The 15537-nt window shown below is 40.9% G+C and carries 15 protein-coding genes; 5 read left to right on the plus strand and 10 right to left on the minus strand.

Features of this window, described 5'->3' with window-relative positions; all coding sequences use genetic code 11:
- Positions 1-58: 58 nt before the first annotated feature.
- From A3EO_RS0103620 to A3EO_RS0103630, 3 genes are all read right to left on the minus strand, one after another.
- Positions 59-415: a DsrE/DsrF/TusD sulfur relay family protein gene (locus tag A3EO_RS0103620; protein WP_018346046.1), complete on the minus strand. Its 357-nt coding sequence runs from the start codon at positions 413-415 to the stop codon at positions 59-61.
- Positions 416-424: 9 nt separating this feature from the next.
- Positions 425-1732: an NCS2 family permease gene (locus A3EO_RS0103625; protein WP_018346047.1), complete on the minus strand. Its 1308-nt coding sequence runs from the start codon at positions 1730-1732 to the stop codon at positions 425-427.
- Positions 1733-1843: 111 nt separating this feature from the next.
- Positions 1844-3418 carry a DUF2813 domain-containing protein gene (locus A3EO_RS0103630; protein WP_018346048.1) on the minus strand — a complete coding sequence of 525 codons (1575 nt, stop codon included), beginning with the start codon at positions 3416-3418 and terminating at the stop codon, positions 1844-1846.
- Positions 3419-3547: 129 nt separating this feature from the next.
- On the opposite strand from A3EO_RS0103630, the gene A3EO_RS0103635 reads away from it, so the two are divergent.
- Entirely contained in the window at positions 3548-4456 is a 909-nt protein-coding gene (locus A3EO_RS0103635; protein ID WP_018346049.1) for a LysO family transporter, read from the plus strand.
- 75 nt (positions 4457-4531) lie between these two features.
- Here the strand turns inward: A3EO_RS0103635 and A3EO_RS0103640 are convergent, their stop codons facing one another.
- Positions 4532-5575, minus strand: coding sequence for an AI-2E family transporter (locus A3EO_RS0103640; RefSeq protein WP_018346050.1), 1044 nt, complete (start codon positions 5573-5575; stop codon positions 4532-4534).
- Positions 5576-5646: 71 nt separating this feature from the next.
- Here A3EO_RS0103640 and A3EO_RS0103645 point away from each other — a divergent pair, with 71 nt between their 5' ends.
- Positions 5647-5922 carry a FolB domain-containing protein gene (locus tag A3EO_RS0103645; protein ID WP_018346051.1) on the plus strand — a complete coding sequence of 92 codons (276 nt, stop codon included), beginning with the start codon at positions 5647-5649 and terminating at the stop codon, positions 5920-5922.
- Positions 5923-6111: 189 nt separating this feature from the next.
- Here A3EO_RS0103645 and A3EO_RS0103650 read toward each other — a convergent pair whose 3' ends face one another.
- The 5 genes from A3EO_RS0103650 to A3EO_RS0103670 form a co-directional block, all read right to left on the minus strand.
- Entirely contained in the window at positions 6112-6540 is a 429-nt protein-coding gene (locus A3EO_RS0103650; RefSeq protein ID WP_018346052.1) for a universal stress protein, read from the minus strand.
- Complete coding sequence (locus A3EO_RS0103655) at positions 6541-9192, minus strand: TRAP transporter permease (protein ID WP_018346053.1); 2652 nt, start codon at positions 9190-9192, stop codon at positions 6541-6543.
- An 86-nt stretch (positions 9193-9278) separates the two neighbouring features.
- A complete protein-coding gene (locus A3EO_RS0103660; RefSeq protein ID WP_018346054.1) occupies positions 9279-10238 on the minus strand; it encodes a TAXI family TRAP transporter solute-binding subunit in 960 nt (319 codons plus the stop codon).
- A 174-nt stretch (positions 10239-10412) separates the two neighbouring features.
- Entirely contained in the window at positions 10413-11141 is a 729-nt protein-coding gene (truC, locus tag A3EO_RS0103665; RefSeq protein ID WP_018346055.1) for a tRNA pseudouridine(65) synthase TruC, read from the minus strand.
- The gene (locus A3EO_RS0103670) at positions 11134-11454 is read right to left on the minus strand and encodes a YqcC family protein (protein ID WP_018346056.1); all 321 of its coding nucleotides are present in this window, start codon (positions 11452-11454) and stop codon (positions 11134-11136) included. The genes truC and A3EO_RS0103670 overlap by 8 nt, the downstream gene beginning before the upstream one ends.
- 84 nt (positions 11455-11538) lie before the next feature.
- On the opposite strand from A3EO_RS0103670, the gene A3EO_RS0103675 reads away from it, so the two are divergent.
- The 3 genes from A3EO_RS0103675 to ppnN are packed head-to-tail and all read left to right on the plus strand — an operon-like array spanning position 11539 to position 14589.
- Positions 11539-12330, plus strand: a complete 792-nt coding sequence (locus A3EO_RS0103675) for a Zn-ribbon-containing protein (RefSeq protein ID WP_018346057.1) — start codon at positions 11539-11541, stop codon at positions 12328-12330.
- Positions 12331-12355: 25 nt separating this feature from the next.
- Positions 12356-13201 carry an NADPH-dependent 7-cyano-7-deazaguanine reductase QueF gene (gene queF, locus A3EO_RS0103680; protein WP_026210987.1) on the plus strand — a complete coding sequence of 282 codons (846 nt, stop codon included), beginning with the start codon at positions 12356-12358 and terminating at the stop codon, positions 13199-13201.
- A 17-nt stretch (positions 13202-13218) separates the two neighbouring features.
- Positions 13219-14589 carry a nucleotide 5'-monophosphate nucleosidase PpnN gene (gene ppnN, locus A3EO_RS0103685; RefSeq protein WP_018346059.1) on the plus strand — a complete coding sequence of 457 codons (1371 nt, stop codon included), beginning with the start codon at positions 13219-13221 and terminating at the stop codon, positions 14587-14589.
- 74 nt (positions 14590-14663) lie between these two features.
- Here the strand turns inward: ppnN and bioD are convergent, their stop codons facing one another.
- The gene (gene bioD / locus A3EO_RS0103690) at positions 14664-15398 is read right to left on the minus strand and encodes a dethiobiotin synthase (RefSeq protein ID WP_013744893.1); all 735 of its coding nucleotides are present in this window, start codon (positions 15396-15398) and stop codon (positions 14664-14666) included.
- Positions 15399-15537: the final 139 nt, after the last annotated feature.

Below are 15537 nucleotides of genomic sequence, written 5' to 3' on the forward strand. Positions count from 1 at the left end.
GATCGGTTGGTTTAAATGACAAGGTTGCCGAGCAGCTGCTGCGACAACCTTAATAATATTAGAAAGTTAATACTTTATCCGCCCATAAAGTCCATTCAGCGACATCAGCTAATGTGCCTAATGACACCCCATCAATCAGCGGCTGTTTAGAGATTGCTCGCGCATTTGTGCAAGTGGTACACAATTTTACCTCTACCCCTAAACCGGTCAAAATGGCTAATACTTCCTGAACATTTGCGCCTTCTTTCGGATTTTGTCCTTTTAAACCGGACAATACGGCATCAGAAAAACAGAAAATTTTCATTTCTACATCTTGGTTGTGTTCTTCTTTTAATGCCAATGCAAAACGCAACGCATTGAAAGTTTTTTCACCGCCATAAGGTGAATCATTTAAAATATAAAGTAGTTTCTGCATAGTAAATCCTTAATTTAAAAAGATAATTTTAAGTAAAAATAACACCGCAATTAACCAGACCGGCATTGAAACCTCTTTTGCCTTTCCAGTAAAGAGCTTCATCACGCAGTAACTGATAAAGCCAAGTGAAATGCCTTCGGTAATTGAGTAGGTAAATGGCATCATCGCCGCTGTAATAAACGCCGGTGTTGCTTCGGTTAAATCATCCCAACGGACTTTGATTAAACTGGATGACATCAAAATACCGACATAAATCAATGCGCCGGCAGTCGCATATGGCGGCACAATAGACGCCAACGGCGAAATAAACATTACGATTAAGAACAAAATACCGACAACCACCGCAGTTAAACCGGTACGGCCGCCAACCGACACGCCGGCACTGCTTTCGATATAAGCGGTAACGGAAGAGGTTCCCAAATAGGCACCGGTTACAGAACTGATACTATCAACATAAAGTGCCTGTTTCATCTTCGGAAAAGTGCCTTGAGCATTGCTGATGCCGGCTTTATCGGTTACCCCCAACAAGGTGCCTGAAGAGTCAAACAAATTCACTAACATAAAAGAGAAAATAATGCCCAATAAATCGCCTTGTAATGCACCGCCGATATCTACCTGACCGACAACGGAAGTAATGCTTGGCGGCATAGAGAAAATACCGTGGAATTCAGTTTTACCCAAAAGCAATGAAAGCACAGTGGTTACAATAATTGAAACCAACACCGAGGCGTGAATATTCTTAGATGAGAGAATGACAATAATGAAAAAGCCTAAAATGCCAAGCAAAACAGTCGATGAATGAAGATCGCCCAAAGACATTAACGTCGCTTCATTCGGCACGATAATGCCGGCGTTATGGAAGCCCATTAAAGCAATGAATAAGCCGATTCCGGCAGTAATTCCGACACGTAAGCTGAGTGGAATCGAAGCGATGAGCCAATAACGGATTTGAAACAAGGTTAAAGTCAATAACCCGACTGCACCCCAAAAGATCGTTCCCATTCCGACCTGCCAAGATAAACCGATTTTGCTCACGACAACATAAGCAAAAAAGGCGTTTAACCCCATTGCCGGTGCTAAAGCAACCGGTAAATTGGCAAATAATCCCATAAAAATACTACCGAACGCCGCAATCAGACAAGTCGTAACAAACACGACTTGCGTATCCATCCCAGCCACACCGAGAATAGACGGATTAACGAACACAATATAGACCATTGTCAGAAAGGTGGTAATCCCAGCGATAATTTCAGTTTTAACATCTGTATTATGCTGTTCCAAATGGAAAAACTTCGCTAAAAAGCATTGATTTTGCATAAAAAAATACCTGTATGATAAACAAAAAAAGAAAGGAAAAGCGAGTAACAGGCTTTTCCTTTTAATTCTAGCAAAAAATGACTGACAGTTTTTGAGAAAAATTGAAATTTTTTACACGCCCTGTTCTTTTGCAATCAATAACACCTTTGAAAATAAACGGCGGAATAACAACGGGATAAATTGTGTTCCGTGTTTTTCCACTTCTCTTACAATCGCCAGTGCCAGATCCGGTTTGGAAGTATTTTGGATCGCACGCTGAATAATCTGTGATTTATTAAATTTATGATGTCGCGGCAGCCGAGCCAAACGCTTAAAAACATTATCAAAGCCATTATCGAAAAAATAATGCTCAATATCTTTTCGTGGCAACAGCGTTATTTTGTCCAAATAATGCTCATTTTCGCGCAATAACTCGGTCGCAATCGCCGCATATTTATGCCCGGCATCGTCACCGTCTGTCAGCATATGCCACTCAATCCCCATTAAATTGGCATATTTTATCAGCGGACGAATGCCGCATTGCGCAAATTCAACAATCCGTACACCCTCATTTTCAAGATTAAGATCCAAAATTCGTGCCAACTCATTTAAGATCCACACTTCAGTTTCGCCTTCAACAAAAATCCAAACACGCGAAAACAACGCCAAACAGCGATTATAGTGAATATGAAAAGTCAAGCGGCGAATATCCACTTTACCAAGATCGTGCCGATCCAGTTGATACGCCTGAATACGCTCAACGCCTCGCTCTAATCGACAAATAGAGTGCAAAGGAACGTGTGCCAATAATTCCACTGAATTGGTCGTCATTAAACGTTGCAATGGAATATAGTTGACTAACTCCCACATAATTGACATTAAGCGCGGATGCAAGCGTGATTCCGGATCTTCAAACAGAATGATCGGATTGCTCACTTGCGAAAACAGACTTTTGTCATCCGGCAAAAAATGTTTCACAAGATAGACAAAAAAATAACGTTTTAAGTTCTCATCGCCAACTCGCAACTGTTCCGCCAATTTTTTTGCCTTTTGCCATAAAATGCTGGTATCTCCAACCACTGCCAGCCGTTCATTTTCGGGAATAAAGTAATAACGCAACAAGGACATCACTGCCGCAAATTGATCCAAAATTTCCGGCGCTAATTTTTTGCTTACTTTTACCGCCTGTAATTGCAATGGATGTTGTTGCAAACGCGCATCGCGGAAACGGTAAATCGTATGCCGTTGAATTAAACGACAAACCAATTTTTGTTGTTGCGCCGCTTCCAGCGGCAAAATATTGCCCTGCCCATCAATAAAGGTGTAGCTCGTGCTAATTTCGCCATTTTCTTGTGCTTCGGCAAAAACGCGCAAATAAATTCGGTAATAACCGTCATCGTTCGATATCGCTACCGGATGCAAAAAATGGTGCATTTGTTGTTTTAACTCTTGCGGCTGTGATTCACTGAAGGTAAAGAGCAAATTGATGGAAGTGGCAGATTTCATTTCAGTCTGACTTGATCGAAAAAAATCTTCTGCTTGAAATTGATAGGGTTGAGCCTCTTTATTAAAAACCAAACTCAATAAATCCAACAGACTTGATTTCCCCCACGCATTCTCGCCAATCAACACCATATTGGAACGCAGCTGAAAAGAGAGCCGATGAATACCGCGAAAGCCGACAATTTCAATCTGTTTAAGATACATAACTGATCCTACATCCTGATAAATATGCAATGTATCTTAGCACATTCCATCGCCTTTTATTTGACATTCCCCATTAATCCCTGATAATTATCGACTTTTATTTAATATCAAGACTGAATTATCATTTTTATGTTAGAAAGTTTATCCATTGTATTAGTGCCTCTGTTCTTAGGCTATTTAATTAAAAGTCACAACGTCACATTTATTCATTGGGTGAATAAAGCCATTATGTGGCTGCTGTTTTTAATTCTGTTTGTGATGGGGTGCTCGTTAGGTCAATTAGATGATTTAGCGAGAACCTTGCCTAATATAGCGTTCAAAGCCGCCGTATTCAGCCTTGTTATCCACGGTTTAAATATTCTCTGTTTAATGCTATACGATAAACGCTATCCTGTATCAACTTTAAACTCACAAAAGCAAATGCCTTCCCGTTTGAAGATGATTTTAGACTCAGCAAAAATGTGCAGTATGGTCGTTTTCGGTTTTGTGGTCGGTTTTTTCGGCAAAGCCTATTTCACTGTGCCGCACGGTTCCAGCACCTATGTTCTCATCGTTTTGATTTTCTTGGTCGGCATTCAACTACGCAACAGTGGCATTAATTTGCGACAAGTGTTCTTTAATAAACACGGTATTGCGATTTCCATTTTACTGACACTGAGTTCTTTATGTGGCGGTATCTTATCGGCATTATTGTTACAACTGCCTATGTCACAAGGTTTGGCAGTCTCTTCCGGAATGGGCTGGTATTCATTATCAAGCGTTTTATTAAATGATACTTGGGGACCGATTTGGGGAAGTATCGCTTTCTTCAACGATTTATCACGAGAAATCGCAAGTCTGTTTTTGATTCCGTTATTTATGCACCATTTCCGCGCCACTGCTGTCGGGCTTGCCGGTGCAACTGCACTGGACTGCACTCTACCGATTATTCAACGTGCCGGCGGCATTGAAGCGGTACCGCTTGCCATCAGTTTCGGATTTATTATTAATCTTGTCGTCCCGGTGCTATTGGTCTTTTTTATTAGTATTCCGCTTTAATGCTGTTCATCATACTTTTTACACCAACAAAAAATCTGCCACTAACGGCAGATTTTTTCTAAATTTAAAGCAAGTTTACTCTCGTCCATCACCTAATAAATAGGCATATTTTTTAGTATTTTCGCTCGATTCCAACGCAATTTTCACTGCCATTGTCAGTGGCACTGAGAGTAACATTCCCACTGAACCGAGAAGCCAACCCCAAAAAATCAATGAGATAAAAACCACCAAAGTAGACAAGCCTAACGTTCTTCCCATCAAACGTGGCTCAATAATGTTGCCTATAATCATATTGATCACTAAAAAGGCGATTGCGACCAATAAGCCATCACTGTAACCGTTTAAAATCAATGCCTGCACCACAACCGGAATTGCCGCTAAAACGGAACCGATATTAGGAATATAGTTAAACAAAAAGGCAACCGTTCCCCAAAGCACCGCATACTGTATGTCCAATATTGCCAACGCCGCCCATACCAAGACTCCGGTTAGCAAACTGACAAAAGTCTTAATTGCCAAATAACTGATCACGCTGCTTAACACTCGTTGAATATTCTCCAGCTCTTTTCTCTCCTGCTTATTTTGGAAAAAAATTGTCAGTTTTTGTTTCATACTCGGTGCTTCAAACAGCATAAACACCACAATTAACAACAACACAAAACCATTGGTAATCACACCGGAAATGCCGGTTAAAAGACGGCGGATCAGTCCCATAATAATATTCGGATCAAGATGTTCCTCAACAATGGTTTTAGGTAAAAAACGATATAAATCAAAACGATCCATAATTGCTGCCAAACCGGCAATACGTTGTGCCAGCAGTTGTTTATAAGTCGGAATGGAAGCGGAAAATTCATTTACCGCAGTACCGACCAAACCGGCGAAAAACGTCAACGCAATCACGATTAAGCCTAACAAAGCAATAACCGCCAACCACAACGGCACTTTTAATTTGACTAAAAAATTGATTAACGGCGTACAGACAATGGCTAAGAAAAGTGCCAACAAAAACGGCACAATAATTTCAACGGCAGATTTAATTCCCGCTAAAATAATAACCAGACAAGCCAGTATAATAATGACATTTTTAACATTGCTCTTGGCAACATTGGTTTCCATAGAATTTCCTGTTCAATCTTAATTTCAAACTGGGCTATAATAGCAAAAAAGCAATGCTATAAGGAGGTATAATGCCAATTATTAATTCAGCCGTGATTACAATCCGCGATCTACGTTTACGCACATTTATTGGAATTAAAGAGGAAGAAATTAACAATAAACAGGATGTTGTGCTGCAAATTCAGCTCGGTTATAACTGCGAAAAAGCCAGTTTAAGCGACAATGTGGAAGATGCGTTGAATTATCGTACTATCACCAAAAAAGTGATTCATTATGTCGAAACGCATAAATTCTCCTTGTTGGAACGAATGGTGCGTGAAGTGTTGGAAATTATTGCTGAACCGTAAGCGGTAGAATGGGCGGAAGTGGAAATTGCAAAACCTTTTGCGTTGCGTTATGCCGATTCGGTGTCATTACGTTTGCGCTATGAACGGAATGCCTGATAGAACTAAAAAATTCTCTAATATTATTGATCTGCACCGCTAAAGTTGAACTTATTATCCAACACACAGAGGTGCAGATTTTTTTTCGATTAACTAACGCAAAATCAAAATCGGTTTTTCACTGAAACGTGCGACTTTGACCGTATTAGAGCTTAACCCCGGTTTGCCCGGTTTGGTTGCCATCATAATAATCAAATCGATCTCTTTTTGTTGTGCGATCGTGTTTATTTCTTCGTAAACGGTGCCGTGCGCTACGATATGCTGCACTTTACGATCCGCCGGGAAATTTTCTTGAGTAAAATCGTGCAAGCGTTTGTTGGCTTCTGCCAGCACATCTTTGTCAAAATTGCGAGGCAACAGCGAAGAAACAAAACTGTTTTCCAACGGCGGCACAATGCTGACAATCCGCAACACGGCATCAGGATTGCCTTCGGTCATCGCTAAGGCGGTTTTCACCGCCTTTTTTGCTCCCTCTAAATGACTCAAATCTACTGCGATTAAAATTTTATTAAATAACTGCATCTATTTTCCCTCCGCAAATTTACGACGACGCTGATTCCACGCTAACAAGGTTAAAATCAACAACGCCGGAATAAACATCCATTCTTTATTAAGTGCACCTTTCAACGGTAACGATACATCTAAAATCACCTGATCCCAATTAAGGTTAGCTTTCGCCGCCGGGGAGTCGATCTCAACGTTATCAATTAAGATTTTCTTAATTTGCTCACCGTTCACCTCAATTTGTTCATCTGTTGGCAATAAAGTTAAACCCATCTTCTGCACCCGTTCTTCACCGCTCTCTCCTGCCGGTACTTTTAATTCAGCAAAGAATTCTATCGGTTTACCGTAAGGATTTACGCCGGAAACTTTCAGTGTCAATGGCTCACCAATCGGTGCGTGTGCCACTTCCTCAATTAAATGTTCCGGTTGAATATGACGTTGGCTTGGTGATACATATTCCATAAAGAAGCCCGGTCTGAACAACATAAAGGCAATCAGCAACAGCACGATGGTTTCCCACCATTTATTTTTGGTCATAAACCAGCCCATTGTTGCCGCAGTAAACACCATCATTGCAATCGTTGCCACAAAGAAAATCAGCACGCCGTGGAAAAGGTCGACATTCAACAATAACAAATCAGTATTGAAAATAAACAGGAACGGCAACAATGCGGTACGCATACTGTAGAAGAACGCCACCATACCGGTTTTAATCGGATTACCGCCGGAAACTGCGGCTGCGGCAAATGATGCCAACCCGACCGGTGGAGTCACATCCGCCATAATCCCAAAGTAAAACACGAATAAGTGGATAGCGATCAATGGCACAATTAATCCATTTTGGCGACCGACTTCCAAAATAACGCCAGCCATTAAGGAAGAAACCACAATATAGTTGGCGGTGGTAGGTAATCCCATTCCAAGAATCAAGCTGAAACCGGCAACCAAAATCAACATCAATAGGATATTTCCCATTGATAACAGCTCGATAATGCCGGATAACTGCACACCGAAACCGGTTAATGCCACTACGCCAACGATAATACCGGCAGTTGCAGTAGCAATACCGATACCGATCATATTTCTTGCGCCGGTTTCCAAACCGTTAATTAATTCTTGCCAGCCCTGTTTGAAACTTTTTGCTAAATCGCCCTGTTTACGGAAATAAGCCAATAATGGACGCTGTGTTAATAAAATCACAGTTAACGCCATTGTGCCCCAGAAAGCGGATAAGCCCGGTGACAAACGTTCTACCATCAAACACCAAATTAAAATCACAACAGGTAACAAGAAATGCAACCCGGCATTAACAGTAGGTTTCGCCTTTGGTAACACCACCACTTCCTGATTCGGATCATCAACTTCAAGATCCGGGAAGGTAGAAACACGGTATAGCAACAACACATAGATAACCGCCAACAACAAGCAAACAATGGCAAAAGCAAAATCAGGCGTTACCACTTTTAACCAACCTAAGCCGAATTTCACGGCAAAATAGAGTAGGCAGATAATAATGAAAGTGGACAATGCTCTTAACACGGTAACCACCCACGGTTTTGCGACATCTTGACGTGGCAACCCTTGCAAATTCAATTTGCACGCTTCCAAATGCACGATATAAACCAATGCGATATAAGAGATTACCGCCGGTAAGAAAGCGTGTGTGATGAGCTCGTTATATGGCATATTGATATATTCGATCATCAAAAATGCGGCAGCACCCATTACCGGTGGCATAATCTGCCCATTTACCGAAGATGCTACTTCAACCGCACCGGCTTTCTCTGCCGAAAAGCCAACACGTTTCATCATTGGAATGGTAAATGTTCCGGTAGTTACCACATTGGCAATTGATGAACCGGAAATTAAGCCGGTTAACCCTGAAGCCACAACGGCGGCTTTCGCCGGACCACCACGTAAATGCCCTAAATAAGCAAAAGCGGTTTTAATAAAATAGTTACCTGCTCCGGCTTTATCCAATAATGCGCCGAATAGAACAAACAGGAACACATATTTCGTTGATACTCCGAGTGCTACACCGAATACACCTTCGGTAGTGACCCATTGTTGATTGATAATGTGCGATAGTGTTCCGGTTCTGTGGCTTACCAACCAACTGCTCGGGAAGAATTGACCGAAATAGTTATAAAGCAGAAATACAACGGCAATCACCACCAATGGCAAACCTAAACTGCGGCGTGTGCCTTCCAACAATAACAAGATACCGATAATTCCCACCACAATATCTTGTAGATTAGGTGCGCCGAAACGATTAACCAACTCATTGTAAAAAATGATCGGATAAAGGCATAACACTGCGCCCACAACGGCAAAAATCCAGTCAAGCACCGGAATATGCTGCTTCGGCGAACGTTTAAACGCCGGGTAAGATAAATAAGCTAAGAAAATAGCAAATGCTAAATGAATTGAACGTGCTTTGGTATCATCCACCACCACATTCAATCCCCAGCCTAAACTTTTAATGCCTTCCTGTAACCAATACGGCAACGGTGAAGCGTAATAAATTTGAAATAATGACCAAGCGATTGCCGTCCAGATAATCACATATTTAGAGATACCGTAAGGATTGCGACCACCGCTATCATTTGAGGCGACCATATCCTGTAGATCTTCAATATCTACAGTTTGCTTTTTTATTGTTGAGGTCATTCAATCTCTCCTAAAATCAAAACCCAAAACCGAAAAAAGGCAGGAAAACTTCCTGCCTTCAAAATCCAATAGTTGATGAGAGGCGCTTACATCCAACCGCGCTCTTTATAATATTTCACTGCACCTTCGTGTAACGGCGCGGATAATGCATTTTTGATCATATCCTGTTCTTTCAAGTTAGCGAATGCAGGATGTAAACGTTTGAAACGATCAAAATTATCAAACACCGCTTTCACAACATCATAAACCACTTCAGGTGACACATCGGTTGATGAAACCAAAGTTGCATAAACCCCGAAAGTATCGACCGGCTGATCGGAACCTTTATAAAGTCCGCCCGGAATAACCGCTTTCGCATAATATGGATTATCTGCAACCAATTTATCAATCGCAGGACCTGTTACCGGCACCAAATGTGCATCACAAGACGCAGCTGCTTCTTTTAATGCACCGTTCGGGTGGCCGACGTTATAAGTGATAGCATCTAAGTTATTGTCACACATTACCGAAGCCATTTCTGCCGGTTTTAACTCAGATGCCACTTTAAATACAGAATCATCCCAACCTTTTGCTTTAAGAATAACGTTCATTGTGGCACGCGTACCTGAACCCGGATCACCAACATTGACACGTTTACCTTTCAAATCATCAAAACTTTTGATACCTGAATCATCACGAGCCATTACAGTAAACGGTTCTGGATGAATTGAGAATACGGCTCTTAATTTTTCATTCTTCTTGCCTTCAAATGAACTTGTGCCGTTATAAGCGTGATATTGCCAGTCAGACTGCGCAATTCCCATATCCAATTGTTTATTGGCAATACCATTGAGGTTTGCAACAGAAGCACCGGTTGATGGTGCATTACATTTTAAACCGGTTTTTGCAGTATCACGGTTCACTAATTGACAAATAGATTGACCGACAACGTAATAAACACCGGTTTGCCCACCAGTACCGATAGTAACGAACTTATCTTCCGCCATCACGGATGCGGAAGTCATCATTAAACCGGTAACCATCCCTAATTTAAATAATTTTTTCATTGTTGTTCCTCTTTAGTAAAAAGGCGAGATATTATGTTTGCTCATTCAGGTCTTTGACCGAAGACCCATAAGATATACAAGACATCTCAACGATTTGCAATAATCAATATTAATTTTTTGTGAAAAATTGAAGAAATATCACAAAATTTTCACGATTTATTTGCTTATAAAGTGTTATTCCGTATCAAAAAGTTGTCTGATTTTTGCAAAAGATGGATCTAGCGGTGCACAAATACGCAATACTTGCTGTGTTGTAGGATGCAATAATTCCAAGCTTTCTGCGTGTAACATCAATCGATTTACAGAAAAATAGGCACTAAATGCTCGATTTTGATGCAAATCGCCATATTGCGTATCACCAATAATCGGATGAAAAATATGCTTTAAATGCCGACGCAACTGGTGCTTGCGTCCGGTTTGCGGCGTTAAACGCACCAGACTATAACGTGATGTGGCATAACGTCCAACCGCAACAGGAATTTCAAGCGGTGCCAAACCTTGATAATCAGTAACTGCTTCTTGTGGCGTTTTATCTTGCTGCGAAAATTTATCAGCAATTTTGTCCCATTTCGGTTTCAACGGATAATCTATTCTTTCCTGTCCTGTAAGATAGCCTCGTACAACGGCAAGATACTGTTTTTTCACCTGTTTTTGTTCAAACTGGCGACAAACCGCATTGGCGATTTCACTGTTTAACGCAAACAGCAGCACCCCGGAAGTCGGGCGATCTAAACGATGAATCGGGAATACATATTGCCCGATTTGATCGCGCAATTTCTGCATCACAAACTCCGTTTCGTGTTTATCTAGCCAGCTGCGATGTACCAACATTCCTGCTGGCTTATTAACCGCAATTAACGCTTGATCTTGATATAAAATTGGTAATGCTTGCTGATCAGACATTGGTCAACAACACCTCAATTTTTTGAATCGGCACTAGCAAATGAGGCAAATGCGGATGTTCTTTTAATGCCTCTTCCAGATAAGGCGAAATCGCAATGGCTGTCGGTAAAGGCGCTTCTGCTTCAATTAACGCTGACATCCGCGGAATAAAAATCCATTGTAACCATTCTGTCGCCTCCATCGTATCCAGCGCAAACGGCTGTTGACTTTCAAACGCTGAAGCTGGTGGTGGTTGTAGTTGCCACAATTGATGTTGCTGCATAATGTGTTGTAATTCAGATAAGTATTCCGCTAATAAATTTTCTTTTTTCATCACTGCTCTCTTTTTTTGATTACAATAGCGTTTTTTAAAACGCCATAGTATATCCATTTTGTTATTTTGTATAAGAGTGAATTTATGTTTTTAACCAAAATTAACCTTGTCGCGAAAAATCATACTGCCTACCACATCAACGAAAGCGTGATTCTCTGCAATCAACTGATTGATGCTTGGCGTTATAACGGACAAATTATTGGCCGCGAAATTCCGCTTACCTATTATTTTTCTGACGAAAACTTGCTCACCTTTGAAATTGATGCCAATTGTCCGGAGCAAGATTCGCTGCACGCTCGTCATAACAGTGAGTTTGTTACAATGGCGTTAGATAAATTAGCACAAGCCGGCATTTCCCCGGCAAATGAAGAATTACAGGCGATTGATCTCAATTCAGATGAAACCTGTACGCAGTTAACAGACGATGATCAATTGGTGCTTTACACCAATTATCTGAAAAGCAGTTCACCGATTTGTACGCTGCAACAATTATTGCCTGTTCCGCTTTATCATTTTTGTTACAATAACGCGCAACTCGGTATGAATTGTATTCGTTGGCAAGAGGATTGGCAGGCTTGCGATCAACTGCAAATGAACGGCAATATTCTGGTTAATGAGGCAACTTATCAAATCAGTGATTTTAACAGTCTGCTCTCGCGCCAAGGTTATGCTTTACGGCAACAATTGGAAAATCATATGCAACGCCCGGTTTATTACTATCTTTATCGTGTAGGTGAAAAGAATAAACAACAAGAATTGGCAAGACGTTGCCCTTGTTGTGGCAGAGAATGGTTGTTAACTGAGGCAATCAACATTTTCCAATTCAAATGCGATCATTGTCGCTTGGTCTCCAATTTATCTTGGAACATACAATAATAACAAAATCAAAGGATTACATATGATAGATTATCAGGACGAAAGTCTGACTCAACTGACTTTAGGGAAAAAAATAGCATACGCTACACATTACCAGCCAGCACTGCTGCAAGCTGTGCCACGTAAATTAAACCGTGAGCAGCTCGGTATTTTGTCACAGCAACCTTTTACGCAAGGTGCTGATATTTGGACACTTTATGAAATTTCGTGGCTGAATAAAAATGGCGTGCCGCAAGTGGCGATTGCTGATGTGGTATTGGATTGCAACAGCGAAAATTTGATTGAGTCAAAAAGTTTTAAACTCTATCTCAACAGCTTCAATCAGACACATTTTGCCGAAAAACAACAGGTTGAAACCACAATTCAGCAGGATTTACAGCAATGTGCCAACGGTAAAGTTAAAGTGACACTGCACGATTTGCAATATTACCAACAGCAACAGATTGCCCATTTTACGGGAATTTGTATCGATCAGCAGGATATTGTGATCGATAATTACCAATTTAATGCCGATTTATTGCAAAACTGCGTTGATGATCACAGCGAAAAAGTAGAACAAACGTTAGTCAGCCATTTGCTGAAATCCAACTGTTTAATCACACAACAGCCTGATTGGGGCAGCGTTCAAATTCACTATATTGGACGTGCGATTAATCAAGAAAAACTGCTACGCTATTTGATCTCTTTCCGCCAGCATAACGAGTTTCACGAACAGTGTGTGGAGCGTATTTTTTGCGATTTAATGCATTATGCCAAACCGGAAAAATTGACAGTGTATGCGCGTTATACTCGTCGTGGCGGTTTAGACATCAATCCGTTCCGCTCTAACTTTGAACACATTCCTGCCAATCTTCGTTTGGCTCGCCAATAACAATAATAAGGAGAAATATGAGCATTTATTACATTAACCCTCGTGGCAGTATGGATCAGCTCTCTCATTTGGAAGTTGCCCGGTTAAAACAAGGCGCTGAAGGCGATCTCTATCCACTTTATCGCAACTGCTCTTTAGCAGTATTAAACTCCGGTGCTATCACTGATGACAGCCGTGCGCTGCTAGGGAAATATCCTGATTTCGCCATCAACCTGCTGACTCGTGAACGCGGCATTGCGTTAGAATTGCTTAATCCGCCGGAAAGCGCATTCGTTGATGATAAAATTATTCGTAATATCCAATATCATCTGTTTGCGGTGTTACGCGATATTATCTTTGCACAAATCAATCAAGATCGCTTTCTCGGCAATCATTTAACCCAAGCCGATATTAGTGCACGTATTACCAATCAAGTGTTTTCTATCCTACGCAATGCCAAAGCGCTGCGTATCGGTGAAGATCCGAATCTGGTTGTGTGCTGGGGCGGACACTCCATTAATGAAAGCGAATACCAATATTGCCGTGCCGTTGGCTTGGAATTGGGCTATCGGGAATTAAATATTGTGACCGGTTGCGGCCCGGGTGTAATGGAAGCGCCGATGAAAGGTGCCGCTATCGGACACGCAAATCAACGTTTTAAAGACAGCCGTTTTATTGGTATTACCGAACCTTCAATTATCGCTTCCGAGCCGCCAAACCCGATTGTAAATGAGCTAATCATTATGCCGGATATTGAAAAACGTCTGGAAGCCTTTACTCGATTAGGACACACTTTTCTTATTTTTCCCGGCGGTCCGGGTACATTTGAAGAGTTTTTATTCTTGCTCGGTATTAAACTGCATCCTGACAATCGCAATCAAACGATCCCACTGATTTTAACCGGGCCATCTTCTTGCGCCGATTATTTTGCCACGATTGACCGTTTTGTCAGCAAAGTATTGGGTGAAGAGGCGCGTAAACAGTATGAAATTATCATTGATGATCCGGTTGCAGTCGCTCGCCACGCGAAACTGGCAATGGATAAAATTAAGCAACAACGTTTTGAAAAAGGAGATGCTTACAGCTTTAACTGGACACTAAAAATTGATCCTATTCTACAAGCACCGTTTGAACCGGATCACAAATCAATGGCAACGCTTAATCTTCATTTAGATCAGCCATTAATGAATTTAGTTTCTAATCTAAGACGGGCTTTTTCCGGTATTGTTGCCGGTAATATTAAGCCAAACACCAAAGATGAAATTGCGAAGTATGGTGTCTTTAAACTGCACGGCGATACGATGGTATTGGAAAATATGGAAAATCTGTTAAAAGATTTTATTGCTCAGCATCGTATGAAATTACCAAGTGCGGAAGCCTATGTGCCTTGCTATGAAATTGTAAAATAGAATAAAAAATCTGCACCTCTGTGTTGGATAATAAGTCCAACTTCTGAGGTGCAGATCATAATCTAGCCGTTTTTTTATTTGCAAAGTTCAGTTTGTAAACAAGTTAGACGATCAAGATTAGTAATAAAATGCCCTAATTGCTGCTGTTCTGGGCGATGAATATAGGGAATTTCGCCCAACAATGGTGCATCAATCACTTCGTGTAATAATTTGATGATTTCAGCATAATGACGCAAACAAGGGTTAATACGATTTGCCACCCAACCTAATAGCGGCACACCAGAAGTAATTATAGATTGTGCTGTTAATAATGCGTGATTGACGCAGCCCTCTTTAATACCAACCACCAACACCACCGGCATTTTGTGTTCTTTTACCCAACGATCAAATGTCATCTCTTTATTAATCGGAGTAAGCCAACCATAAGTGCCTTCAACCAATACTGATTGATAACGTGAAGTCAATTTGGCAAGATCTTTATCTATTTTTTTCACTTCAATATTATCAATTTCATCCAGTGCTGCTAATACCGGCAAACTGCACTCAGTAAAAGTATAGCTATTGATATCTTGATAGGTTACCGCCTCATTTGTGCTGTCCAATAATGTCTTAACATCTTTATTATCTTCTGTTTGTTGTTTAAGATCATCAATACGATTTTCAGTATAAATACTATCCTCTTCCCCACAGGCTATCGGTTTAAAACCGACAATATGCACCCCTTGGGCTTGCAGCGCTTGGATAATAGCACGGCTCACCACCGTTTTACCGACATTTGTATCCGTACCCGTTACAAAAAAACAACTCATTATTTATTCCTTTTATCAAAAAACCGCTGAAAATTATAATAAAGTTGTTTTTCCGAAAAATTGAGCTAACACAATATTTTGTAGATTTATTTTAAAAGCTAAAAATTTTTTGAGCTATTGCTATCAAATGGAGCAGAAA

The organism is Gallibacterium anatis DSM 16844 = F 149 (assembly GCF_000379785.1).
GTDB lineage: Bacteria > Pseudomonadota > Gammaproteobacteria > Enterobacterales > Pasteurellaceae > Gallibacterium > Gallibacterium anatis.

Excerpts from the sequence above, each read along its gene's own strand:
- A3EO_RS0103620 (WP_018346046.1), bottom strand. The coding sequence starts at position 415 with ATGCAGAAACTACTTTATATTTTAAATGATTCACCTTATGGCGGTGAA.
- A3EO_RS0103625 (WP_018346047.1), bottom strand. The coding sequence starts at position 1,732 with ATGCAAAATCAATGCTTTTTAGCGAAGTTTTTCCATTTGGAACAGCAT.
- A3EO_RS0103630 (WP_018346048.1), bottom strand. The coding sequence starts at position 3,418 with ATGTATCTTAAACAGATTGAAATTGTCGGCTTTCGCGGTATTCATCGG.
- A3EO_RS0103635 (WP_018346049.1), top strand. The coding sequence starts at position 3,548 with ATGTTAGAAAGTTTATCCATTGTATTAGTGCCTCTGTTCTTAGGCTAT.
- A3EO_RS0103640 (WP_018346050.1), bottom strand. The coding sequence starts at position 5,575 with ATGGAAACCAATGTTGCCAAGAGCAATGTTAAAAATGTCATTATTATA.
- A3EO_RS0103645 (WP_018346051.1), top strand. The coding sequence starts at position 5,647 with ATGCCAATTATTAATTCAGCCGTGATTACAATCCGCGATCTACGTTTA.
- A3EO_RS0103650 (WP_018346052.1), bottom strand. The coding sequence starts at position 6,540 with ATGCAGTTATTTAATAAAATTTTAATCGCAGTAGATTTGAGTCATTTA.
- A3EO_RS0103655 (WP_018346053.1), bottom strand. The coding sequence starts at position 9,192 with ATGACCTCAACAATAAAAAAGCAAACTGTAGATATTGAAGATCTACAG.
- A3EO_RS0103660 (WP_018346054.1), bottom strand. The coding sequence starts at position 10,238 with ATGAAAAAATTATTTAAATTAGGGATGGTTACCGGTTTAATGATGACT.
- truC (WP_018346055.1), bottom strand. The coding sequence starts at position 11,141 with ATGTCTGATCAGCAAGCATTACCAATTTTATATCAAGATCAAGCGTTA.
- A3EO_RS0103670 (WP_018346056.1), bottom strand. The coding sequence starts at position 11,454 with ATGAAAAAAGAAAATTTATTAGCGGAATACTTATCTGAATTACAACAC.
- A3EO_RS0103675 (WP_018346057.1), top strand. The coding sequence starts at position 11,539 with ATGTTTTTAACCAAAATTAACCTTGTCGCGAAAAATCATACTGCCTAC.
- ppnN (WP_018346059.1), top strand. The coding sequence starts at position 13,219 with ATGAGCATTTATTACATTAACCCTCGTGGCAGTATGGATCAGCTCTCT.
- bioD (WP_013744893.1), bottom strand. The coding sequence starts at position 15,398 with ATGAGTTGTTTTTTTGTAACGGGTACGGATACAAATGTCGGTAAAACG.